The sequence below is a fragment of the Lysinibacillus sp. OL1 genome (assembly GCF_004332175.1).
GTDB lineage: Bacteria > Bacillota > Bacilli > Bacillales_A > Planococcaceae > Lysinibacillus > Lysinibacillus capsici.
On record NZ_SJDS01000007.1, the window covers coordinates 56,345 to 80,575 of the forward strand.

Here is a 24,231-nt window from a genome sequence, read left to right on the forward strand (position 1 = left end):
TTTTCCCCTCCTTAGTTTAAATCCATTCGTTTATTAAAGAATCGGTACATTATGTCTACAAAAAGATTTATGAAAACAAATATTAATGAGGCAACAAGAACGCCACCTTGTACGACTGGTATATCCCGTGTTCGAATGGCATCTACAATCATTCGTCCTAATCCGTTTACAGCGAAAACAGATTCAACTAAAACTGTTCCGCCAAGTAAACTACCAAACTGTAAGCCTACTACTGTAATAACTGGAATCAAGGCATTACGTAATGCGTGCTTTAAAATGATGATGTATCCCTTTAAGCCTTTTGCTTTCGCTGTTCGTATATAGTCTTGGTTTACAACCTCTAACATACTAGAGCGAGTCATACGAGCGACGATGGCAGCTCCACCAGCACCAAGTGTGACAGCTGGTAGAATAATATGTTTGGCACTATCCCAGCCTGCTACAGGAAGCCAGTGTAACTGTACAGAGAATACATACATTAATAAAATTCCTAACCAGAAGCTTGGAAGGGAAATCCCTAATAAAGCGACAACCATTAATCCTACATCCATCAACGAATAAGGACGGATAGCGGAGATAATACCCGCAATAAGCCCCAGAACGATGGTGATTAAAATACTATAAAAGGCTAGCTCGATGGTAATTGGTAATCGGGAGGTAATTTCCTCGAATACTGGTTGATTATTTTTTAAAGAGTGACCCATATCTCCTTGAAGAAGGTTTTTAATATAGTCTGTATATTGAACTGCTAATGGTTTATTGAGCCCTAAATTTTCACGTAATTCTGCAACTGTTTCTTGAGAAGCCCCTTCCCCTGCTAAAATAATCGCTGGGTCTCCAGGAATCATCTGCATAATGAGAAAAACAACAAGCGTTACACCAAGTGTTACAGGAATAATTTGAGCTAGTCGTTTTAAGATAAATAATGTCATGTGTCTTCTCTCCTTTAATTTTTCATTCTTGGATCAAGTGCATCACGTAAACCGTCGCCAAATAAGTTAAAGCCTAATACAAGTATAGAAATCATAATACCTGGGAATAGCGCCATATAAGGAGCAGTAAATAGGAAATCTCGTCCATTAGAAAGCATGGCACCCCATTCAGGCGATGGTGGCTGAGCACCTAAACCTAAGAATGATAGACCTGCTGCAGATAGAATAGCAGTTGCTAAGCGCATAGATGCTTGTACAATAATGGGAGATAAAATATTTGGGAAAATATGCTTAATTAAAATTGTCATATCATTTGCTCCAAGTGTTTTGACAGCATCGATATATTCTAATTTTTTAACTTCCATTGTGGAGCCACGTACAATACGAGCAAACATAGGAATAGAGAAAAACCCAACAGCAATTGTGACATTGATAAGGCTTGGCCCCAATGCACTGACAATCGCTAAAGCTAGCAAAATACCTGGGAAGGCAAGCATGATATCTAACATTCGACTAATAATAGAATCAACCCATCTGCCATAATAGCCAGCAATAAGACCTAAGAAAGTGCCGATTGTACCACCGAATAAAACAGCTGAAATACCAACACCAATTGATAAACGTGATCCATATAAAATTCGACTTAAAATATCTCGCCCTTTGTCATCTGTTCCCATTAGATGTTCAACGCTTGGTCCTTGTAATTTTTGATCTAATTGTACGTCGTAGGGATCGTAAGGGGCTAAAATGGGCCCGATAAGAAACATCAATATATATAGAAGTATGATGATGCCTCCTACGACAGCTGCTTTATTTTTTTTGATTTTGTTTAGGAAAGAAACAAGATTCTTTTTTCTAGATGCCTTGCGTGCATTCACTAAAACAGAACGATCGATAGTAGTTGTTACTTTATTCATATCGAAACTCCTTTTCTATTTGATTTGATTTCAATTTAGTGAAAAGCGTAAAGAATGTAAATATTTTATGGTCTATTAGTCAGAAAATTTAAAAAACACGTAAAAATATTAAAAAACAAGTGAATTTTATTTCTTTATAATTCGAAATGTAAGGAACAAATCACATAAGGAGGAAATGTTGATGAAGAAAATGAAGTTGTTTTTATTCATGGCACTAATGACTGTACTTATTCTGCAAGCATGCTCTACTGCTAGCAATAATAGTACAGAAGGTTCCAAAGAGGGATCAAAAAGCGTAGGAGGAGAATTAGTTGTTCTAAGAGCAGCAGATGCGACAAGTCTTGATCCTCACTTTATTACAGATATTCCATCAGCAAATATTATTCATGGCAAGGTATATGAAACACTTGTCGCTTTCGATAGAGATCGTAAAATTGTTCCATTACTTGCAAAAGAGTGGGAGCAAAAAGATGAAATCACTTGGACATTTACATTGAATGAAGGCATTAAATTCCATGATGGTGCAGATTTTAATGCAGAGGCTGTAAAAGCGACATTTGACCGAATTCTAGATCCTGCAACTGGATCACCACAGCGTGATAAATTATCTATGATTAGTGAAGTAGTGGTAGATGATGAATATGTTGTAACGTTGAAATTAAAAGAACCATATGCTCCGCTTCTATCTATTTTAGCAAGTCAAGAGGGTAGTATGATGAGCCCGAAAGCGATAGCTGAAGCAGCGGACGAATTAGCAACTCATCCAGTAGGGACAGGCCCATTTGTATTTGAAACTTGGAAATCTGGTCAAGAAATTACTTTAATTTCCAATAAAGACTATTGGGGAACTGTACCAAAAGTAGATAAAGTAACATTTAAAGTTGTACCAGAGGATTCTACTCGTCTAGCAATGATTGAAAGTGGAGAAGCACATATTGCTGAACAAGTACCTGTGACAGAGATTGATCGAATTGAAAATTCTTCAACGATGAATTTATTCCGTGCAGAAGGACTAGCAGTAGAATTTATCGGATTCAACGTAAAAGATACATTATTATCGGATGTAAAAGTACGTCAAGCTATTAGCTATGCTGTTGACCGTGAAGCAATTATTAGCGGTATTTATGATAATGTAGGGACACTTGCAAATTCTGCAATGAGTCCAAAAATTATTGGATATTCTAGTGAAACGAAACCGTATGACTATGATGTAGTGAAGGCAAAAGAATTGTTAAAAGAAGCTGGCGTTCAAGAGGGAACAAAAGTTAAATTACTGACAAGTGATCGTAAAGAGCGTATTAATATGGCGGAGGTTATTCAATCTCAATTAAAAGGAATCGGATTAGATGTTGATATTCAAGTAATGGAGTATGGTGCATTTATTTCTGAAATTACGAAAGAACAGCACCAAATCTTTATTAGTGGCTGGGGTAATGCAACGGGGGATGCTGATTATAACCAATACAATCTATTCCACACTGCTTCTATGGGACCTCCAGGAAACCATTTCTACTATTCAAATCCAGAAGTAGACAAGCTAATTGAGCAAGGGCGTTCTGAAGCAAACCAAGAGGCACGTAATGAAATCTACAAAAAAGCAATGCAAATCGAGTTAGACGAAGCTGTCTATATTCCAGTGCGTAACTATGAGCATTTAGCAGTCTACAGCAATGCTGTAAAAGGTTTTTGGTTAGATGCATCTAACTACACGATGATCAGTGGCGTTGAAATTGTAGAGTAAATAAATTTGGGGATAGACGGAAAATACCAATTGGGAGGAAACTATGAGTAAACTATTGCTGAAAAATGTGAGATTAGAAGAAGCATATGAGCGCGAAAATGAACACATTGTTGCTACTCGTACAGGTATTTATGATGTTCTAATCGAAGATGGGCATGTTCAACAAGTAGATAAGGATATAGTGGCTGATAAAGATGTAGAAGTAATAGATGCACAACAGCAACTATTAGTCCCTTCATTCCGAGAGATGCATATTCATATTGATAAAACGTATTTCGGCGGAGAATGGCAGGCACCAAGACCCATTACTAAAGGGATTTTAACACGCATTGAAGAGGAAAGAACACTACTACCTAAACAATTGCCGACAGCTGCTTATCGAGCTGAGGAAATGGTGAAGTGGCTCATTTCCCAAGGACACACACATATTCGTTCACATTGTAATGTTGACCCACAAATTGGGACAAAGCATATTGAAATTACAAAGCAGGTTTTAGCAAACTATCAAGATCAAATCACCTATGATATTGTAGCCTTTCCACAGCATGGCTTATTACGCTCCAATGTAGAGGGACTCGTCCGTGAGGCAATGGCAATGGGAGCAACGCTTGTTGGAGGCGTTGACCCATCCATTGTAGATCGCAATATCGAAAAGTCATTGCAAGCAACAATGGGTATTGCACAAGACTATAATGCAGGGATCGATATTCATATTCACACAGCGAACACCCTAGGCGAATTTGAATTTTATAAACTGATAGAGTTAACGAAACAAGCGAAAAAAGAAGGACAAGTCACAATTAGCCATGCGATGGCACTTGCTGATTTAGAACAGTCACGTTTAGAAAATTTAGTTCAAGCAATGGCTGAGGTACAAATGGATGTAACAACAACTGTACCAATTGATTTGAACCGTTCGACAATTCCAATCCCTTATCTTTATAACAATGGTGTAAAGGTATCAGTCGGACATGATAGCTTAACAGATCATTGGTCACCATATGGTACTGGTAATACGATTATGAAATTAAATGTCATGGCGGAGAGATTCCGTTTTATTGATGAATACTCATTAAGTCGAGCTTGGAAATACGCTTCTGGTGGTATCACACCCTTAAATGATGCTGGAGAACGTGTTTGGCCACAAGTTGGTGATAAAGCGAATATGCTGTTAGTGGATGGCGTGAGCACTGCTCATGTGATAGCAAGAAGATGCCCAATTACTACGGTCATTTCACAAGGCAAAATGATTCACCAACAGGATGTAGGAGAGTTGAAAGGAGAATTCAGATGAAGCACTGGCTTACAAATGTTCTACTTGAAACAGGAGAATATCTAAAGGAAAATGATACAGTTGGAACGAAAGTGGAGCTTTTTCACCTTGAAATTACAGATGGCTTCATTTCGCAAATTGTACCCGCAACAGACGCAATTGATTCTCCAAACGAAGTCACAGATATGAAAGGGAAGCTGCTATTACCTGCCTTTAAGGAAATGCATAATCATTTAGATAAAACATACTTATCTTTACCGTGGAAGGCTTGTGTGCCCGTAAAGAATTTAAAGGAACGACTTGAACGTGAAGCACAAGAGTTATCCGTTCTTGCTACAACAGGAAAACAACGTGCGGCTGCAATGATTGAAAAAATCCTTAAGAATGGTGCGAATCATATTCGTACACATGTCAATATTGATCCATACATTGGATTAAAAAATTTAGAAGGTGTTCTAGCGGCATTGGACGATTATAAAGATGTCGTGACATCCGACGTCATTGCCTTTCCACAGCATGGTCTATTAAGAGATGATGTCCCTAAATTATTGCGTGAAGCTTTACGCAATGGAGCGACGATGATTGGTGGCCTAGATCCAGCAGGCATCGATAACTCAATCGAGCCTTCTCTTTATGAAGTGATGGATATTGCACAGGAATTTAATGTTGATGTCGATATTCATTTACATGATGGTGGCCATGTTGGGTATTATACAATCGATAAATGGATAGATATCGTGGAGGATGCCAAATATCAGGGTAGAACGGCAATAAGTCATGCGTTTTCACTTGGTGATGTATCGATCATGGAACAGCATAAAATTGCAGATCGTTTAGCACAACAACAAGTAAAAATAATGTCAACGGTGCCATTTGATTTGCGACGATTAATTCCACCGATTGAATTACTAACAGAGCACGGCGTGGATGTCCATTTTGGTTGTGACGGCTTTTATGATTCTTGGAGTCCTAATGGCTCAGGAGATATTTTAGAAAAAGCGACTACTTTTGCAGATATTTCTCGTAAACTTGACGAACGCTCTATTCGACGAACATTAAAATATATTACAGGTGGTGTCACGCCATTAGATGCAAATGGTCAGAAGGTTTGGCCGAATGTGAAGGACGAAGCAAGTTTTGTATTTTTTGACGCAGTATCAAGCGCGGAAGTTATTGCACGTAAACCATCCAACCGAGTGGTTATGTCTAAAGGAAAGTTTATCAACTAAGCATAAATCTAAATCCCCCTTATTTAGATAACATAGCAAACTAGAAATTTTCTAGTTTGCTATACTTATGTTTTAATAGAAAAGATGAATAAAGGAAAGGAAAGTAGATTTGCCATTACTTATGTAGAAATCTCTTTATTTGCGGGTGCGATAAAATATGAAACAACTAACGATCTATATGATTTTATTTAGCTGTGTATTTTTTTGGGCCAGTAACTTCATTATTGGCTCTATTTTAATTGACCATTGGGATCCTTTAACGGTCGCCATTTTTAGGTTAATTGTCATTGTTCTCTTTTTAGGGGGGATTAGTTGGAAAGCAATTTGCCGAACAACATTTACAAGAAAGGATCTATTGTTATTGATTCTGGCAGGAATACTGGGCGTTTCCATTAATCACTATAGCTTTTATGCTAGTCTCCAGCACACTTCTCCTATCACTGCGGCTTTAATATTAGCCTGTGCACCGATTGTTACATCTCTACTGAATAAAATGATCTATCATGAATCACGTAACGGCATATTTTGGCTAGGTGCGGTACTTTCATTTGTTGGTGTTGGCCTCATCATTACAAAAGGGGCACTTATCACCATTTCAATCGGTGTGGGTGAAGTGTTGAGCTTAATTACAATGCTAAGCTTTGCTTTGTTTCTCATTATTGTCAATCATCTTAGTCAGAAAATGTCAGCCCAGTCGATTACGTTCTATACAAATTTAATAGGTTTACTAGTGCTCGTACCGTTTTCATTTACTATTTTGCCACAGACGAATTGGCAAGTTGCAATGCCCTACTGGTTTTTGCTCATTTTATCAGCGATTATTATTCACGGAGTAAGCAATTTAATGTGGAATCAAAAAATGAAGGAGGTCGGCTCAACAAATGCGTCGCTGTTGTTAAACTTTGAGCCAGCTATAGCTATGCTATTGAGTGCGGTATTTTTAAAACAATTCCCTACAAGTGTTCAATTATATGGCTCTTTATTAATCTTAGTAGGAATTTTACTGTGCATATATTATAAAGAAATTAAAGCAATTGTCCTTGAAAAAAAACAATGAATTAGCAAAAAAAGAGATGCTCATTTTTTGAGTACATCTCTTTTTTGCTGTTTCTGTAGCGAATTTAAAATAAATAGGTATGTTATTGGCAGAAAAGCAGTAATGGTCACGATACCATGCCATTGAAATAATGACCAAACAGGGCTTAGTATTGTACTTCCAGAGGCCACCCCAAGGTAATAAGCGACCAGATATAGACTAGAGGCGCTTCCTTTTTGGTAAAGAGCTAGCCGACTTACCAATGAGGAAGTTAATGCATGAGCAGTAAAAAAACCTAAACATGCTAGACAAAGTCCCATGACAATAATGAAAAGTGACTTGCTTAATGTAAAAAGTATTCCCACAGTTAATAAACAAACACCAAATGTTCGAATGGTATGTAATCCAACTTTTCCTGCGAGTGCATTAGCAAGAGGCGAACCAATAATACCTAAACCATACGCTAAAAAAATAAAAGAAATGCTTTGTAAAGATAATAGAAAAGGAGGGGCTGTTAAGTAATAGGGAATAAATGACCAAACTCCAGTAAAGGATAATTGTAAAATAACTCCTAATCCAAAAAGCATCAATAAATGAGGGTTTTTCAAATGAAACCAAAAGCCTTGTAAATCCTGTTGAATCGTACGCTGTTGTACCGAAAAATTTTTGGATTTAGGTAGCATCCACCAGACAATTACCATAACGATGCATCCCATAATGGCTAATGAAATAAATGCCATTTTCCATGAAAAATATTCAGTGACATACCCCATCATGAGTCTACCAATTGTTCCGCCTAGTGCATTACAAGAAATATACAATGCAGTGGCAAAGCCCATTGATTGTTGATCAATTTCTTCGCTAAGATAGGCAAGTGCTGCTGCAGGTACACCTGCAATAGCAAAGCCCTGAATAAAGCGTAATAAAATAATAGTAGAAAAAGAATCAGTTAGTGGCATGAAAAAAAAAGGTATGACAGTAAAAACTATGGATAAATGAATGAACAAAACTCTTCCATAACGATCTGATAAAAAACCTAGCACGATTAATCCAAGAATTACTGATAGAGTAGTCATAGATACGGATAGACTTGCAACGGATACAGAAATATGAAATTGCTCTGTAAAGAAGGGGAGCAGGGGCTGAACAGAATACATTGCTGCAAATACAAAAACAGAAGCCCCGCCCAAACTAATGACAATTGTCCAAAAAGAGCGATCTCTTATTGAATAACCCTTTGTATTTATACCCATCTTAAAACCTTATTTCATTTGCTCTGGTAACCAGAGAGAAAGTTGTGGGATTAAGACAACAAGTGCTAAGAAGATAATCATTAAAATGATAAACGGTATAACGCCTTTTACCACTTCCCCAAGTTTTTCTTTTGCAATACCGCTAACCACGAAGAGATTCAATCCAACTGGTGGAGTGATCATTCCTAATTCCATATTAATCGTCATAATAATGGCAAAGTGGATTAAATTTATATCGAAGTGTGCAAGGATTGGTAATAAAATTGGTAAAGTAATTAGAATAATGGAGACGGCTTCTAAGAACATACCCATGATAAAGAACAAAATATTGACAACTATCATAAAAATCCACTTATTTAAATCACTTTCTGCAATCCATGCACCCACTTGCTGTGGTACTTGTGCATTTGTTAAATAGAGTCCAAATAACGAAGCGGCACCTATTATTAAGAAAATCATAGCGGTAATATTAATAGATTCTACTAATACTTCGCGGAAATCCTTTAGCTTCATTTCACGATAGATAAACAAGGATACAATAAGACCATAGAAAACAGCTATCACCGCTGATTCAGTTGGTGTCACAACTCCTGAATAGATTGTTCCTAAAATTAAAAAAGGTAAAAATGCTCCCCAAATGGCTTTTAAAGATTTACGCCCACGTTCTTCCCAAGAAGCTGGTTGATCTCCATTAAATCCATTGCGTTTCGCATAAACGATAGCAGCAATAATTAAGATTCCTGTTAAAGCTAATCCAGGAAGAACCCCAGCCATAAATAATTCACCAATTGATTGCTCTGAGGTGATACCATAAATAATTAATGGAACACTCGGTGGAATTAAAATGCCTAATGTACCACCTGCTGCCACAAGTCCCATCGAATAACGTTTTTTATAGCCTGCTGAAATCATTGCTGGGATCATAATAGAGCCGATTGCTGCTGCTGTGGCAGGTGAAGAGCCTGAAATAGCGGCAAAAATAGCACAGGCAACAATTGTAACAACTGCAAGACCACCTGGCAGGTGACCAATCCATGCACGTAAAGCTTCAATTAAATATTTGGATATCCCACCCCGCGCCATTAATACGCCAGCCAGCACGAATCCTGGGATGGCCATCATAGGGAAGGAATCTAATGCAGTAAAAATGCGCTGTGGAATCATATTCATATTAAAATCTATTTGGAAGAACACTAGAATTGTTGATAGTGCTAAGCTAATAGCAACAGGTACTCGTAGAAATAATAGCAAAAAGAAACTAAGTAAGAGGATTAGCATATTCTTCATCCTTTCCTCGTAGAATATTAACTAATCGTTCTACGAATCTTAGTAAAAATAAAATACCTGAAAGAGGTAGGACTAAATATACAATCCACATTGGAATCCCGATATCAAGTGAAACCATACCAGATGTATAGCGATTTTCCACTAAAACAAAACCATAGTACGTGTAAATTAAGCAAAAGGCGATGCTCAAGCCTGTTGCTACTAAATCTAATAGACGTTTTTTCGATGGCTTTAATTTGTCATATAGAATATCCACCTGTATATGCTGATTGTGGCGAAGAGCTAAGCCAAATCCCAAAAATGTACCCCAAATTATAGAATAGCGTGCTAATTCCTCTACCCATGCTTGTGGTTCATTGAATATGTAGCGCATAATAACCCCATAAAAAATGAGTACAACACCTGCTACGAAAAAAATTCCAGCAAGAATTTCTTCTAAGTAGCCCCATATTTTATAAACGGCCTTCATGTTGATGCCTCCTTTATTTAAAGTTAAAAACGGATGCTTTTATTCCCACTGTAAATGTTGCAGTTTGAAGTGAGCTTCTTAGCACCCGTTTGTAAGTAAGCGATATACTAATAAAATTATTGATATTGACGATAACTCACTACTACGGGCAACTTCCTAACAAAGAATACCCAAGAAATTGTTGCAATTTCCTATTCCTTACATCAACTAATTGTTGGAATAGTAAGTTTTTTTAAGAACTCTGTTTATTTTAAATCACGAATACCATTAATTAGTTCTTCTGTGATAACATCAGTAAACTCTTCATAGACTGGTTCCAGTTGTTTTTTGATGGCTTCTTTTTCAGCATCTGATAGCTCAATGACCTCAATACCAGAGTTTTTAATGTTTTCGAATGATTTTCCGTTTTCTTCCGCAGCTAAATCCCAAGCTAACGTTGTTGCCTCATTCAATGATTCTTCAACTGCTGTCAATAGCTCTGAAGGTATTTTTTCCCAGAATGTTTTGTTTACAAAGATGGCATAGTCTAGACGACCATGTTCAGATACGGAGAAGTATTTTTGAACTTCTTGATATTTTTGAGTATCAAAGTTATTAAATGTGTTTTCTTGTCCATCTACTGTTCCTTGTTGTAAGGCAGCGTATGTTTCACCAAATGCAATTGTCGCAGAACCAGCATTCAAAGCTTTAAACTGCGATTCTAAAACTTTACCTGCTTGTGCTCTGAATTTTAGTCCTTTAAAATCGTCCACTGTCACAAGTGGGTGTTTGTTATTGGAAAAGTGTTTAAAGCCATTTTCCCAGAAAACGAGACCTTTAATATCGTTAGCTGCTAGTTGGTCAGATTCTAGAATCAGCTTTGCAACATCTGAATTAAAGAACTTACGAGCATGCTCTTGATTTTCAAAAAGGTAAGGCATATCAACATATTGCCAACGAGGATCGATTTTTACCATTTTCGTTACAGAAGGAGCAATCATATGCACATTTCCTGATACTAAGGCATCTAATTCATCATTATCTCCATATAGTTGTGAGGATGGATAAACCTCAACTTTCACTTTACCTTCTGTTTTTTCATCCACTAGTTTTGCAAATGCCTCAGCTGCTTTACCTTTAACACTATCAATTGAAGTTACATGAGAGAATTTAATAACAAGAGGTTTTTCTTTGGTGTAGCCACCATCTCCCTCAGCTGCTGGAGCAGAAGCTGCTTCTTTTTTTTCGCCACCACAAGCCGCAAGTACGACTAAAAGCAAAGCCATGAATGACATGAAAAGCCATTTTTTCATTCTATATCCCCCTAAAATTTATATTTATAGTTAAAAGGGCAACCTTTTAAACCTTAGTTAATGAAATTGATTTTTAGGAAGTGCCTCAATATATTTAAAACCATAATTTTCTGCATAATAGTCGTATACAGGTTTAAAGGCGTTCTCCCAATCCTCTATTTCTTCCTCCGTTAAATAATGAATTTGTATGCATTGACATGCTTCCATTTCCTGAAGTCTTTCCGTACTTAAATTCTCTGCTTGTTGCCACTCCCATTTTTGTACTTCCTCAAGAGTATCAATCAAAAGCTCCTGTACATTTTTAGGGAGGGAATTCCAAAATTCATTATTCATTAATAACAAATAGCCTAGATAACCATGATTACTAATAGTTAAGTAATCTTGAAGTGAATGTAGATTTTTGCTTGTAATATTAGTTAGCGTATTTTCTTGCCCATCAACATTGCCTTTTTGTAGTTGATGGAAGACCGTATTAAAATCAATTCGTCTAGGATAGGCACCGGCAATGGAAAATTGCTCAGCTAAAATATCACTTGGCATTATTCTCATGCGTAAGCCTTGTAGATCAGTTAAGTTTTGGATGGGACGAATACTATTACTTAACTGTTTAAAGCCACTATCCCATACGCCCATCGAGATTAGATTGTGTTTATTTAATCTCTTCATTAATGATTGTCCAACTTCGCTTTCAACATATGTATGAACTTCTTTTGCATTTTTAAATGCATAAGGTAAATCCATGACAGACCATTCGGGTACAAACGTAGTTATTTTTGAAATGGCAGGGGCAATCATCTGAATATCTCCTCTTAAAAGAGCATTCATCTCCTCGCCATCCTTGTACAGTACGCCATTCGGGAAAACTTGAATTTCTACATGACCATTACTTCGTTCCTTAATAAGCTCTGCAAATTTAATTGCTGCCATTCCTTTAGGTGTGTTTTCACCTACAACATGTGAAAAGCGAATGACAATTTGTTCTTCATGACTTAATTGCTCATTGTCAGTTGGATAGGTCTGCTGTTGACAACCTATGAGGATGGTTAAAAAACATAAGTTTAAGAAAAGTACTTTTATAGGACTACGCCACATGTCTATTCACTCCTAACTGTATAAGATGTGAACGCTTTCTATTGTATTTTATACGAATAAATATTCAATATTATGGTTTTAATGAACATTTTGGTATTTATGGTATATAACAATTAGTTATATTGATAAATTGTTATAATACAAGATAATTGCTAGAGAAAAAAGAATCTGCTTACTTTTCTTTTATTAATGTGCATAGTAAAGCATCATAAAGCTATGCATAATAAGAAAAATAGCAGATTCTATATGAGTTTTTATTTTAATAACTATTTATGCTCAATTATTTTATGGAATAATATTTCGTTGGTCGTCCAACTGTTCCATATTGTAGTTCAATGCTAACGGTTCCTTTAGTTGCTAAAAAATCTAAATATTTCCTAACTGTAACCCTTGCCATTCCAACATTTTGGGCCAGCTGCTCGGAGGTTATAGCTACTCGATATGTTGTTAAATAATCTAATATTTGTTTCATCGTTAAATTGTTTAAGCCTTTAGGTAATTCATTTGACTCTTGTTGTATACCTAGCCAACTATCAATATCCTCTTGATTTAAGGCTGTGCAATTAGTAAACAATTTAGAGCTATTTTTATATTGCTGTAAAGCTTTTTCAAAACGTTCGAAGCGAAAGGGCTTAATGAGATAATCGCTTGCACCAAATCGTAAAGCCTCTTGAACAGTCGGTGCATCTCGCGCAGCAGTTATCAGAATAATATCTGAAGGAATTCTTTCTGAACGGAGTTTTAAAAATAAATCCATACCGGTCATATCTGGTAAAAACATGTCTAGTAAAATTAAATCTGGTTTTTTTACTTTAATTTTTTCGTAAGCATCACGACCAGTGATAGATTCGCCTACAAGCTGAAAACCAACCATTTTATTTAAAAAACCTTTATTTATTTCAAGCACCATTGGATCATCTTCTACAATAAAAACTGAAAGTTTACTCATTGTTCTTCTATCACCCCTACCTCAATAGTAATATTTGTACCAATATTGAACGTTGATTCAACTTGTATATTTCCGTTATTAGATTCTACAATTTGTTTAACAAGTGCAAGGCCAATACCATGTCCTTCCTTTTGTTTGGTAGTAAAACCATATTCGAAAATTCGTTTCGGTAAACCTATTATCCCCATGCCACTATCCTGTACTTCTATATATAGATAATGCTTATCGCCAATTAACGTTAATCGTACATCTTTATACGTACACTCAAAGCATGCTTCCATCGCGTTATCAAGCAAATTCCCAATTATAGTTACCAAATCACCACTAGAAAAACCGCTCATAATATCGTCTAGCTTTGAATCATCATCAATGGTCAGTTCCACGCCGAGTTCTTTTGCTCGCGAGTACTTCCCAAGTAGTAAACCTTGAATCGAGTAATCAAGTATTTTATCATGTAAAATTTGTATAATTTCCTCTTCATCCGTAATTTCATCAATAATAAGACTCAGAGCTTCATCATTACGGTCTAGTTGAATTAATCCTGCAATACTATGTAAACGGTTCATATATTCATGCTGTTGAGCTCGTAAGGAATCCACAAGCATTTTAATCCCTGTTAATTCTTCAGCTAACATATTTGCCTCTTTACGATCCGTTAACATTATAAGGTATCCGGCATTTTGATCTAAAATTCGAATAGGGAAGGTGCGTACTAAATACATCTGGTCATGTATAAGTAAAGGTCTATATATTTCATGCTGCTGTAAAATGTCTTCCGCAAGCCATGTCCCATTAAATAATTCTTTGCGAGAAATTCTCTGTTCAAAGAAATGAGTATATTGCCTTGCGAGGCGGTTAATAAATGATACATTACCGCTTTCGTCGGTTGCTAATATACCAATATCCATTGCCTGTATAATGCCAGATCGCTCTTCCACTAAGCGAGCGATTTCGTATGGCTCTAAATTAAATGTTTGACGCTTTAGGTGATTAGCTACCCAGACTGAACCACCTAATCCAATAGCTAGTCCCCAAAAAAGAGAAATCAATATATCAAATTGATATTCATCTAGTAGGTTGTACCATTTTGGGGTAAGTAACCCAACTGTAATAACACCAACTTGTTGTGTACCTTCTTCATTCATGATAGGAACGAATGCACGGATGGAATAGCCAAGCACTCCCTGAGCTTTTGATATGTATTCATGCTGTGAAAAAGCTTCTATTTCGTCTCCACCCTCAAAAACTGTGCCAAGTTTGCTCTCAGAAGGGTGAGAATAGCGGATTTTCTTCATATCAATAATCACGATATAATCAACATCAGTTGTTAAACGAATTCTCTCTGCAATGGGTTGAATAACTTCAAATCCATTCGGCTTCCCAACATTATTTTGTACCTCTGTCAGTTGTGAAACGGTTCTCGCGATAGCAATGGCTCGTGCTCCAAATTCTTTCTCAAATGCACCCGAAAGGTTATGGATCATGATAGCACCACTTGTTGCTATAGAAAAAAGGACAATAATAAATGAAAAAATAAACATTTTTAGACGTAAAGATATATTTTTCATAGACATATAAAAGAGCGATAGCTATTAGCTTTCTTTTATACATTCATCACCCCTATTCTACAAAATAAGCATGTTTACCTTAAAACATACTAAAAATTCTTAGTTTATACTAAATTACCATAAATAACATAGCTGTTGTAATACAAGATTTGTTGAAGAGCATTTTTATTATTGTGTAGTATAACAAAACGAATGATAAATATGATTTATATTGTTGTAGTGGCGTATATATGCCAGAAAATTGCACTCTAATATATATATTTGAATAATAAAAAATAGTTCACTTTCAATAAATAATTTGAAATATACATTGATTGTATTGTTGATTTTTTGAATAAGATAAAAAATATGGAAATAAAAGACGGGAATCAGTGTTTCATTCATACATATAAAAGTGAAAATCTTGTAGAAAATAGTTCCGAATTTCTCTTCTGTTCTTAAAAATTCTAGCGTAAATAAACTAAAGAAAACGTTCTTTCTGTAGATAAATAATAGAATTAATATTCTAATTAAGATTTTATTCATAAACAGTATGTGAATATATACACAAAATTAATTATTCAAGAATAATTAATATATAACGATAAAGTAGAGTAGAAAAATAATAAAATCTAGTATATGTAGATTTTTTAGTTTGTAAAACTTTATTTTTCTTAGAGGCTGTAAGGTTTGTTTGATTTTAATTTTTAAGAAAAGAATAAAAAACTTTTTGGAGAAATAATATTTTTTAGAAAAACATCTTGCATTTGAATAATTCTAAGTGGTAAATTGTTTTACATGGACGTTCATAGAATTTTCACAGGTAGCAAAAGAGGGGAGAAATGAGAATTTATGAATAAAAATAGATGGTTAATTGCATTATCTGCAATCGCTATTCACCTTTCAATCGGTGGAGCCTATGCATACAGTGTATACAAGCTACCGATTGTCACAGAAATGGGATGGAGTGAAACAAAGGTAACGATTGCCTTTACCATTATGATGGGATTAGCTGGTTTCTCAGCTGCATTATTTGGTAGTTTAGTAGAAAAAATGGGACCACGTAAATCGGCGATGGTAGCAGCTGTCTTATTTGGAGCAGGACAAGCTGGTGCTGGTGTAGCCATTTCAATGGATTCTGTTGTTATGTATTGGTTAACATATGGTGTTCTTAGTGGATTAGGAATGGGGATTGGCTATATTGCACCTGTATCAACACTTGTAAAATGGTTCCCAGACCGTCGTGGTCTAGCAACAGGTATGGCCGTACTTGGTTTTGGATCGGGTGCACTTATTACAGCACCAGTCGCAGCCAACTTAATGGAGGCAGTTGGCATTTCTACAACATACTTTATTCTAGGGGCAAGTTACTTCACGTTAATGATTTTAGGGGCTTCATATATAGCACCACCTAAGCCAGGTTATATGCCTGCTAATATGAAAGCAGCTGCCAATAATGGTAAGGACGTAGTGAAGAAAGATTTAGCTGTTATGTCAGCACGAGAAGCTGTTAAAACAAAGCACTTCTGGATGCTTTGGTCCATGCACTTAGTTAATGTAACAGCAGGGATTATGATGATTTCTGTTGCTTCACCAATGGCACAGGAAATTGTCGGTCTATCAGTAGCAGGTGCTGCCGCAATGGTAGGAATTATGGGGTTATTTAATGGTGGTGGTCGTTTAATCTGGGCCGCTGTGTCTGATTATATCGGTCGTTCTAACGTTTTCGTTATTTTCTTTACTGCACAGCTAATCACATTTATCGTTTTACCACATACAACTAACGTAATTATTTTCCAAGCACTTATCTTCTTAGTTGTTAGTTGCTATGGTGGTGGGTTCTCAAATCTACCTGCATTTGCAAGTGATTTATTTGGCACAAAGCAACTTGGTGTGATTCATGGCTATTTATTAACAACGTGGTCATTGGGTGGAGTTTTTGGACCATTGTTAGTAAGTGCAATCAAAAATGCGTATGGAAGCTACATTCCTGTATTCTATGTATTCGCAGGTTTAATCGCAGCTTCGTTGATTATTTCCTTAACGTTACGTGCAGATGTACGTAAGCAAACAGCTTTAAAAGCAGCGCAAAATGTTGGAGATGTATCTGCTACACAATAATATGAACTTTCAATTACTATATAGGTGTCATTTCGTGGATGGCACTTATATAGTTATTTTTTTGAAGTGCTTGTTATATAACAATTGTAATTTCTTTGTTTAATGTATAACAGCACATGTCTGAAGTCAATAACATTACTGGAAATAAAGTGATTTCGTAATTAAAAGAGAAATTTTGTAACGAAATGCACGATGAGGAACAATCCATTAAAAATTGAATCTTTTCTCAAAGAACAACGTATATAAAGTAATTAGGGAGGGATCAATCATGGGGAAATTTTCTTTAGATGAATTTGTTCATAAAACACAGCAGGACGATAATGAGAATGATTATTTTGAATTGGAAACTGAACGCGTATTAGAGGTTAATCTAAACGGTGAAGTGTGGTCAAAAATGGGCGCTATGATTTCCTATACAGGTGATATTAAATTTGAACGTGAGCGCGTCTTGGAGCATGGTCTTGGCAAAATGTTTAAAAAGGCTTTAACGGGTGAAGGTACGCAATTGATGAAAGCTAGCGGAAAGGGCAGACTCTACTTAGCGGATCAAGGAAAGAAAGTAACTGTTTTTGATTTGAAAAACGACAGTATTTGTGTCAATGGCAATGATTTACTTGCCTTTGAGCCTAGCATCGAATGGGATATACGTTTGATGCGTAAAATGGCTGGCATCATGTCAGGTGGCTTATTTAATGTAACCCTTCAAGGAACAGGGAAGGTTGCGATTACAACTCATTTTGAACCACTGACATTATTAGTGAAACCAGGTGAAACAGTATATACTGATCCGCATGCTACTGTCGCCTGGTCAGGCAACTTAACACCTGAATTTAAAACAGATATTAGCTTCCGTACATTTATCGGCCGAGGCAGTGGAGAATCCATCCAGATGGCGTTTTCTGGTGAGGGCTTTGTCATTATCCAACCATTTGAAGAAGTTTATATGTCTAGTGAAAGCTAAAAAAGCGTGTCCGTTGTTCCACGGACACGCTTTTTCTCCTATTATAATGCCGCATGCATTCCTGCAATACGTCCCGTTACGAGGGCTGAAGTGATGTTATAGCCGCCTGTATAGCCATGAATATCAAGAATTTCTCCACAAAAGAACAGTCCTTCTTTTTTCTTTGAGGCCATTGTTTTTGGCTCGATTTCTTTTACAGAGACACCGCCACCTGTTACAAACGCCTTATCAAGTGACTGTGTGCCACTCACTGTTAACGTGAAGTTTACTAGTAAACGTGCTAGCTGACGAATTTTCTCTTGGGATAATTCAACGCCCGTCAATTGAACATCAATATGTGCTCGCTCACATAAGAACAAGAGCCATCGTTCAGGTGCTATGCCTTTCCAAACATTTTTCACAGCCTTTTTCGGATCTTCTTTTATTAATTTATTTAAATATTGTAGACATGTTTCTTCATTATAATGTACCAGTGTTTGAATACGCATTGTCACGGGCTCATAGCCTGTTTTCATTAATTCTTTCACAACGAATTGACTACAACGCAAAATAGCAGGACCACTTAAACCAAAATGGGTAAAGAGCATATCCATTTGATGGGTGACGAGTGCCTTGCCTTTTTTATTTAGCACGGAGACAGCAACATCACGCAATGCTAGTCCTTGTAGCTCACGTGCTTGAATAAAATCTTCTTTTGAAATAACAGGAACTTCTGTTGGGAATAAGGTAGTGATTGTATGACCCGCACGTTCAGCCCAAGGATAGCCATCACCTGTTGAGCCTGTTTGTGGAACCGCCTTGCCCCCAACGGCTACAACGACTGCTTGACTACGGACTTCGGTGCCATCAGCAAGACGTACACCCAAAATTTTATCTTCATCCATTAGAAGCTTACTGACAGCTGTGTGTAAACGAACTTCAATATGAAGACGTTGTAGCTGTCTAATCAGCGCATCAACGACATCTTGTGCGCGATTGGATACAGGGAACATTCTACCGTGGTCCTCTTCCTTTAGGGCGACACCAAGCCCTTCAAAAAATGCAATTATATCTTCATTATTATAAACGGTAAATGGACTATAGAGAAAACGGCCATTACCGGGTATATGCTTCACAATTTCTTCAACAGGCAAACGATTTGTAACATTACAGCGTCCTCCGCCAGAAATGGCCAATTTCTTGCCTAGTTTTGTGCCTTTTTCTAACAATAACACCTTCTTTTTGCGCTCTCCAGCAGCAATCGCCGCCATTAAACCAGATGGGCCACCACCAATCACGATTACATCATACATAGTTAGAAACTCACTTTCTGTTCAAATTAGGAATCTTTCCTATTATACATGAAGTCTATATAGAGAGGGACTTTCTTTGACATTGAAAATAATAGAAAAGTGTTTTATAATTCTTTATCTCTTCTTTTGGGATGAAGAGCTTATACAGTAGAATGAAACACAATATTCTTTGTTATACAATTGGATGAATGAAAGTTTTCCTTTATTAGCATTGTCAGCATGAAATGAATGTCTTTTCGTGCTATTATGGTAAAGGTTATGCACTAAATTATGAGGTGAAAAATAGAATGTGCGGATTTATAGGTTATATTAATGGAACAAATGTGATTGATCATCATCAGACGATAGAAAATATGATGAATACAATTATTCACCGTGGACCAGATAGCGGTGGTATTCATAGTGACGATAAAGTAACGTTAGGTTTCCGTCGATTAAGTATTATTGACTTATCAGACGTAGCAAATCAACCATTATATAGTGCAGATGGTAATATTGTGCTTGTATTTAATGGAGAAATTTTTAACTTCCAAGAGCTGCGTGCAGATCTTATTGAAAAAGGTCATACGTTTAAAACGCAGTCGGATAGTGAAGTCATTATTTATGGCTATGTAGAATATGGCGTAGATTTTGTGAAGAAACTGCGTGGGATGTTCGCCTTCTGTATTTGGGATAAAAAGAATGATTTACAATTCATTGCGCGCGATGGCTTTGGGATCAAACCATTGTATTATTCTGAGCATACAACAGACGGTACGTTTATCTTTGGCTCTGAGATTAAATCGTTTTTACCACACCCATCATTTATTAAAGAGTTAAATAAACAGGCACTTCGCCCATATTTAACATTCCAGTATTCATCTATGGATGAAACATTCTTTAAAGGTGTCTTTAAATTACCACCAGCACACTATATGCTGATTCAAAATGGACAAAAGCAAATCGTGCAATATTGGGATAAAAAATTCCATGCAAAAGAAGCACCAATCGAAAAATATATTGAAGAAATTCGTTCAACTGTTAAAGAATCTGTAGAGGCCCATCAAATCAGTGATGTAAAAGTAGGTTCATTCTTATCGGGTGGTATTGACTCTAGTTATATTACGTCTTTATTACGCCCAGATAAATCCTTCTCAGTCGGGTTTGCGGACTATGAAGATATGTTCAATGAGACAAATCTTGCAAAAGATTTATCAGATACGTTGAATATTCAAAATGAACGTAGATACATTACCGCAGATGAGTGCTTTGAAGCGCTACCTAAAATTCAATGGCATATGGATGAACCACAATCCAATCCATCCTCAGTGCCACTTTACTTCCTTTCGGAGCTTGCTTCAAAAGATGTAACGGTTGTCCTATCAGGTGAAGGTGCTGATGAAATTTTTGGTGGGTATGCTTGGTATCAAAACTCTGGAAGAATGCAAAAATATGAAAAATTACCATTAGGTCTTCGTAAAACATTACGTGGAATGGCAGAAGCCCTACCGAAAAATCAATACACGAATTTCCTTATCAAAGGTGCTCAAACAGTAGAAGAGCGCTTTATTGGGGAAGCGGTAGTTTGGGATGAAGTGGATGCTATTAATGTTTTAAAGCCAGCTTATAAAAATGCGCCATCTGTAAAATCGATTACAAAACGTATTTATGATGAAGTACCTGGCGATGATGATGTGACAAAAATGCAGTATCTAGATCTAAATCTTTGGATGCCTGGTGATATTTTATTAAAGGCAGATAAAATGAGTATGGCACACTCAATTGAATTACGTGTACCATTTTTAGATAAAGAAGTAATGGAGTTAGCGAAAAATATTCCATCACGATACCGTGTGAATGATATCGATACAAAATATGTTCTACGTCAAGCTGCGCATCAGGAATTGCCAGAAGAATGGGCAAAGCGTCCGAAGCTTGGATTCCCAGTGCCAATTCGTCACTGGTTACGTGAAGAAAAGTATTACAGTATGGTAAAAGAAATGTTTACAACTGACTTTGCAAATGAATTTTTTGATACAAAACAATTAGTTGGCTATCTAGATGAGCACTACGAAGGGAAAGCAAATCGCGGTCGTTATATTTGGACAGTTTATGTATTCCTAGTATGGTATAAAAAGTTCTTTGTGGACATGGTATAAGAAATACCTAAATCGGTGGGGATGTTCAATTCCTCACCGATTATTTTAAGGCCTTTTTTCATCAAGTTTCTTTATGAATGAACTTTTTGGTGTTTTTATGCGTCTCATTTCCTATAAATATGTTAAGATTACAGTTGGTTTACTTTATTGCTCTTAGGGTGACAGCGCTTGCATATCGTTTGTTTTAAAACGAAAAAGTTTTATAAGTATCCTTTGAAGTGTTACGATAATAATATTTATTTTACAATGAATGGATGGGTATGATGTCCAATTTAATGAAAGGTACTGCGATATTAACAATGGGGATGTTTTTATCGAAGGTACTCGGATTAATTTATATTTTTCCGTTTTATGCAATTGTTGGCGAGAAGAACATTGCGCTTTACCAATATGCATATATTCCCTATTCAATTATGCTGGCAATCGCCATTTCAGGTGCGCCAATAGCCGTCTCTAAATTTGTATCCAAATATAATGCCATGGGAGATTATCAATCTGGTCGCAAGCTGATGAAATCGGGCATTCTTATTATGATGATGACTGGCTTTGCAGCATTTATTGCCCTCTTTTTACTTGCTACGCCAATTGCAGGGCTAGTTATTAAGAGTGAGGAACAGGTCTTTACAGTTGAACAAATTGCTTCAGTAATACGATGGGTTAGTTTTGCCTTAATCGTAGTACCATTTATGAGTCTATGGCGTGGCTTCTTCCAAGGCTACGACAAAATGGAGCCTACTGCCGTTTCACAATTGGTAGAACAAATTGTGCGGATTGTTGTGTTACTTGGTGGGTCGTTCCTAGTGGTGATTGTGTTTAAAGGAAAACCAGAGACAGCCATCTCCTTTGCTGTGTTTGCTGCATTTATCGGGGCAATCGGTGGATTAGGTGTTCTTTATTATTACTGGAAAAAATATCAGCCTGAATTTAACTTATTACGTAGCCAAAGTGTGACTTCCACACAGCTACCAATGTCCAATATTTATAAAGAAGTGATTACCTATTCCATCCCAATGGTGTTTGTAGGGGTGGCAAATCCGTTATTCCAATTAGTCGACATGCTTACGTTTAATGGAGCAATGACGTCCATTGGTTTAGCAGAAGTAACAGATACTTATTTATCAATGATTAACTTTATGACACATAAAGTTGTTATCATCCCTGTTATGCTAGCGACTGGATTTTCGATGGCGCTTGTACCAACAATTACAAAGTATTTTACACAGGGGGAGTATTTAGCCCTCCGCCATGCAATGGATAAAACCTATCAAATTTTAATCTTTATTACATTGCCAGCTGTGGTTGGTATTTCTCTATTAGCCAATGAAATTTATTTTATGCTTTATTCAGAAAGCGAAATGGGGGCAACCATTTTAGCGCATTATGCACCTGTTGCGATTTTATTTGCGTTATTCCAAGTCACAGCAGCCTTACTTCAAGGCATTGATTTTCAAAAGTGGATTGTTTTCAGCTTATTATCTGGAATTTTCGTAAAACTAGCATTAAATATTCCTTTAATTCGCTGGTTAGAGGCAGATGGTGCTATAGTAGCTACAGCTATTGGCTATAGTGTTTCGATTATCATTAATATGCTTGTGTTACGAAAAACATTGAATTATCGATCAGAAATGGTTGTGCGTCGTGTCATGCTAATTGCTTTATTGACAATGGCGATGGCCATTAGCGTGCTGATTGTGCATAAATTATTGGAATTACTAATGGGACCAGTTGATAGTAAATTCTCAGCTTTATTATTCTCAATTATTTGTGCGGGTGTTGGTGCGGCTGTTTATGGCTTTTTATCATTACGCCTAGGTTTAGCCCAAAAGCTATTAGGTGAACGATTAACCCGTATTATGAGTAAACTGGGATTGAAATAGGAGTGGAACGATGCGTTTAGATAAATTACTAGCAAATATGGGGTACGGCTCTCGTAAGGAAGTGAAGCAGCTATTAAAGCAAAAAGCAGTCACAGTAGACGGTGCTTATGTCAAGGACGCAGCTTTACACGTAGATCCAGAAAAGCAAATTGTATCAGTGTTTGGAGAGCGCGTTGTTTATACAGAATTTGTTTATTTTATAATGAATAAACCACCTGGTGTTATTTCTGCCACTGAAGATTTAAGAGATGAAACAGTCATTGATTTATTAGAGCCATTACATCAGCATTTTCAACCGTTTCCTGTGGGTCGATTAGATAAAGACACAGAAGGGTTGCTCTTATTAACAAACGATGGTCAATTAGCTCATAATTTATTGTCTCCCAAAAAGCATGTGCCGAAAGTTTATTACGCACAGATTGAAGGCGTTGTGACAGAAGAAGATGCCGAGAAATTTGCAAATGGTGTTGAGCTAGATGATGGCTATGTTACAAAGCCTGGAAAGCTTGTGATCTTAAAGTCTGCACAGCAATCTGAAATAGAGCTAACGATTCAAGAAGGCAAATTTCATCAGGTAAAGCGAATGTTTGAGGCTGTAGGAAAACGTGTAACATATTTAAAGCGTATTTCTATGGGAAGCCTGATATTAGATGAAAATCTAGCGTTAGGTGAATATCGTGAACTCACTACTGAAGAGCTAAACGGTTTACAAAACAATCATTAAACATATTATTCCCCGATGTCTCACATAGCATCGGGGATTTTAATATACAGTAATATGACTGTAACTGTATAATATGAAATGAGTTATTGTGATATAGTCAT

Annotated in this window: 19 protein-coding genes; 9 read left to right on the forward strand and 10 right to left on the reverse strand. The window is 36.6% G+C overall.

The genetic code is table 11. From position 1 onward, the window contains the following. Positions 1 to 11: 11 nt before the first annotated feature. Positions 12 to 932, reverse strand: coding sequence for a nickel ABC transporter permease (nikB, locus tag EW028_RS13745; protein WP_131521282.1), 921 nt, complete (start codon positions 930 to 932; stop codon positions 12 to 14). Positions 933 to 946: 14 nt separating this feature from the next. Continuing rightward, complete coding sequence (locus tag EW028_RS13750; protein WP_131521283.1) at positions 947 to 1,849, reverse strand: ABC transporter permease; 903 nt, start codon at positions 1,847 to 1,849, stop codon at positions 947 to 949. Positions 1,850 to 2,030: 181 nt separating this feature from the next. On the opposite strand from EW028_RS13750, the gene EW028_RS13755 reads away from it, so the two are divergent. The 4 genes from EW028_RS13755 to EW028_RS13770 all read left to right on the forward strand — a co-directional run bounded on the left by EW028_RS13755 (position 2,031) and on the right by EW028_RS13770 (position 7,149). Continuing rightward, positions 2,031 to 3,590 (forward strand): glutathione ABC transporter substrate-binding protein, encoded by a 1,560-nt coding sequence (locus tag EW028_RS13755; RefSeq protein ID WP_131521284.1) that lies wholly within the window; start codon positions 2,031 to 2,033, stop codon positions 3,588 to 3,590. A 43-nt stretch (positions 3,591 to 3,633) separates the two neighbouring features. Further along, the gene (locus EW028_RS13760) at positions 3,634 to 4,884 is read left to right on the forward strand and encodes an amidohydrolase family protein (protein ID WP_131521285.1); all 1,251 of its coding nucleotides are present in this window, start codon (positions 3,634 to 3,636) and stop codon (positions 4,882 to 4,884) included. Continuing rightward, positions 4,881 to 6,092, forward strand: coding sequence for an amidohydrolase (locus EW028_RS13765; protein ID WP_131521286.1), 1,212 nt, complete (start codon positions 4,881 to 4,883; stop codon positions 6,090 to 6,092). Before EW028_RS13760 ends, EW028_RS13765 begins: the two co-directional genes overlap by 4 nt. A 157-nt stretch (positions 6,093 to 6,249) precedes the next feature. Beyond that, positions 6,250 to 7,149 carry a DMT family transporter gene (locus tag EW028_RS13770; RefSeq protein ID WP_131521287.1) on the forward strand — a complete coding sequence of 300 codons (900 nt, stop codon included), beginning with the start codon at positions 6,250 to 6,252 and terminating at the stop codon, positions 7,147 to 7,149. Positions 7,150 to 7,169: 20 nt separating this feature from the next. On the opposite strand, the gene EW028_RS13775 is transcribed toward EW028_RS13770, so the two are convergent. The 7 genes from EW028_RS13775 to EW028_RS13805 form a co-directional block, all read right to left on the reverse strand. Then, the gene (locus EW028_RS13775; protein WP_131521288.1) at positions 7,170 to 8,381 is read right to left on the reverse strand and encodes an MFS transporter; all 1,212 of its coding nucleotides are present in this window, start codon (positions 8,379 to 8,381) and stop codon (positions 7,170 to 7,172) included. Positions 8,382 to 8,390: 9 nt separating this feature from the next. Next, positions 8,391 to 9,659, reverse strand: a complete 1,269-nt coding sequence (locus tag EW028_RS13780; RefSeq protein ID WP_048391134.1) for a TRAP transporter large permease — start codon at positions 9,657 to 9,659, stop codon at positions 8,391 to 8,393. Beyond that, positions 9,640 to 10,137: a TRAP transporter small permease gene (locus EW028_RS13785; RefSeq protein WP_048391136.1), complete on the reverse strand. Its 498-nt coding sequence runs from the start codon at positions 10,135 to 10,137 to the stop codon at positions 9,640 to 9,642. The genes EW028_RS13780 and EW028_RS13785 overlap by 20 nt, the downstream gene beginning before the upstream one ends. Before the next feature lie 245 nt (positions 10,138 to 10,382). Then, positions 10,383 to 11,429, reverse strand: a complete 1,047-nt coding sequence (locus EW028_RS13790; RefSeq protein ID WP_131521289.1) for a DctP family TRAP transporter solute-binding subunit — start codon at positions 11,427 to 11,429, stop codon at positions 10,383 to 10,385. 57 nt (positions 11,430 to 11,486) lie between these two features. Continuing rightward, positions 11,487 to 12,521, reverse strand: coding sequence for a DctP family TRAP transporter solute-binding subunit (locus EW028_RS13795; protein ID WP_131521290.1), 1,035 nt, complete (start codon positions 12,519 to 12,521; stop codon positions 11,487 to 11,489). A 280-nt stretch (positions 12,522 to 12,801) separates the two neighbouring features. Next, a complete protein-coding gene (locus EW028_RS13800) occupies positions 12,802 to 13,470 on the reverse strand; it encodes a response regulator (RefSeq protein WP_131521291.1) in 669 nt (222 codons plus the stop codon). Further along, a complete protein-coding gene (locus EW028_RS13805; protein WP_227744952.1) occupies positions 13,467 to 15,038 on the reverse strand; it encodes an ATP-binding protein in 1,572 nt (523 codons plus the stop codon). Before EW028_RS13805 ends, EW028_RS13800 begins: the two co-directional genes overlap by 4 nt. An 831-nt stretch (positions 15,039 to 15,869) precedes the next feature. On the opposite strand from EW028_RS13805, the gene EW028_RS13810 reads away from it, so the two are divergent. Together EW028_RS13810 and EW028_RS13815 are read left to right on the forward strand one after the other, a co-directional pair. Further along, complete coding sequence (locus tag EW028_RS13810) at positions 15,870 to 17,138, forward strand: L-lactate MFS transporter (RefSeq protein WP_004226054.1); 1,269 nt, start codon at positions 15,870 to 15,872, stop codon at positions 17,136 to 17,138. 268 nt (positions 17,139 to 17,406) lie between these two features. After that, the gene (locus tag EW028_RS13815; RefSeq protein WP_036118779.1) at positions 17,407 to 18,099 is read left to right on the forward strand and encodes an AIM24 family protein; all 693 of its coding nucleotides are present in this window, start codon (positions 17,407 to 17,409) and stop codon (positions 18,097 to 18,099) included. Between the two features lie 41 nt (positions 18,100 to 18,140). Here EW028_RS13815 and EW028_RS13820 read toward each other — a convergent pair whose 3' ends face one another. Continuing rightward, positions 18,141 to 19,391: a BaiN/RdsA family NAD(P)/FAD-dependent oxidoreductase gene (locus tag EW028_RS13820; protein WP_131521293.1), complete on the reverse strand. Its 1,251-nt coding sequence runs from the start codon at positions 19,389 to 19,391 to the stop codon at positions 18,141 to 18,143. A gap of 287 nt (positions 19,392 to 19,678) precedes the next feature. Between EW028_RS13820 and asnB the strand changes: the two genes are divergently transcribed. From asnB to EW028_RS13835, 3 genes are all read left to right on the forward strand, one after another. Further along, a complete protein-coding gene (gene asnB / locus EW028_RS13825) occupies positions 19,679 to 21,529 on the forward strand; it encodes an asparagine synthase (glutamine-hydrolyzing) (protein WP_131521294.1) in 1,851 nt (616 codons plus the stop codon). A 263-nt stretch (positions 21,530 to 21,792) separates the two neighbouring features. Next, a complete protein-coding gene (locus EW028_RS13830; protein WP_081011001.1) occupies positions 21,793 to 23,406 on the forward strand; it encodes a putative polysaccharide biosynthesis protein in 1,614 nt (537 codons plus the stop codon). 10 nt (positions 23,407 to 23,416) lie between these two features. After that, positions 23,417 to 24,130 (forward strand): pseudouridine synthase, encoded by a 714-nt coding sequence (locus tag EW028_RS13835; RefSeq protein ID WP_131521295.1) that lies wholly within the window; start codon positions 23,417 to 23,419, stop codon positions 24,128 to 24,130. Positions 24,131 to 24,231 lie beyond the last annotated feature (101 nt).

Bases quoted from the DNA above. Each gene is read 5' to 3' on its own strand.
- EW028_RS13800 (WP_131521291.1), bottom strand. From the start codon at position 13,470: ATGAGTAAACTTTCAGTTTTTATTGTAGAAGATGATCCAATGGTGCTT.
- EW028_RS13780 (WP_048391134.1), bottom strand. From the start codon at position 9,659: ATGCTAATCCTCTTACTTAGTTTCTTTTTGCTATTATTTCTACGAGTA.
- EW028_RS13755 (WP_131521284.1), top strand. From the start codon at position 2,031: ATGAAGAAAATGAAGTTGTTTTTATTCATGGCACTAATGACTGTACTT.
- EW028_RS13775 (WP_131521288.1), bottom strand. From the start codon at position 8,381: ATGGGTATAAATACAAAGGGTTATTCAATAAGAGATCGCTCTTTTTGG.
- EW028_RS13790 (WP_131521289.1), bottom strand. From the start codon at position 11,429: ATGAAAAAATGGCTTTTCATGTCATTCATGGCTTTGCTTTTAGTCGTA.
- EW028_RS13815 (WP_036118779.1), top strand. From the start codon at position 17,407: ATGGGGAAATTTTCTTTAGATGAATTTGTTCATAAAACACAGCAGGAC.
- EW028_RS13750 (WP_131521283.1), bottom strand. From the start codon at position 1,849: ATGAATAAAGTAACAACTACTATCGATCGTTCTGTTTTAGTGAATGCA.
- nikB (WP_131521282.1), bottom strand. From the start codon at position 932: ATGACATTATTTATCTTAAAACGACTAGCTCAAATTATTCCTGTAACA.
- EW028_RS13830 (WP_081011001.1), top strand. From the start codon at position 21,793: ATGTCCAATTTAATGAAAGGTACTGCGATATTAACAATGGGGATGTTT.
- EW028_RS13820 (WP_131521293.1), bottom strand. From the start codon at position 19,391: ATGTATGATGTAATCGTGATTGGTGGTGGCCCATCTGGTTTAATGGCG.
- EW028_RS13805 (WP_227744952.1), bottom strand. From the start codon at position 15,038: ATGAAAAATATATCTTTACGTCTAAAAATGTTTATTTTTTCATTTATT.
- asnB (WP_131521294.1), top strand. From the start codon at position 19,679: ATGTGCGGATTTATAGGTTATATTAATGGAACAAATGTGATTGATCAT.
- EW028_RS13795 (WP_131521290.1), bottom strand. From the start codon at position 12,521: ATGTGGCGTAGTCCTATAAAAGTACTTTTCTTAAACTTATGTTTTTTA.
- EW028_RS13760 (WP_131521285.1), top strand. From the start codon at position 3,634: ATGAGTAAACTATTGCTGAAAAATGTGAGATTAGAAGAAGCATATGAG.
- EW028_RS13770 (WP_131521287.1), top strand. From the start codon at position 6,250: ATGAAACAACTAACGATCTATATGATTTTATTTAGCTGTGTATTTTTT.
- EW028_RS13835 (WP_131521295.1), top strand. From the start codon at position 23,417: ATGCGTTTAGATAAATTACTAGCAAATATGGGGTACGGCTCTCGTAAG.
- EW028_RS13765 (WP_131521286.1), top strand. From the start codon at position 4,881: ATGAAGCACTGGCTTACAAATGTTCTACTTGAAACAGGAGAATATCTA.
- EW028_RS13785 (WP_048391136.1), bottom strand. From the start codon at position 10,137: ATGAAGGCCGTTTATAAAATATGGGGCTACTTAGAAGAAATTCTTGCT.
- EW028_RS13810 (WP_004226054.1), top strand. From the start codon at position 15,870: ATGAATAAAAATAGATGGTTAATTGCATTATCTGCAATCGCTATTCAC.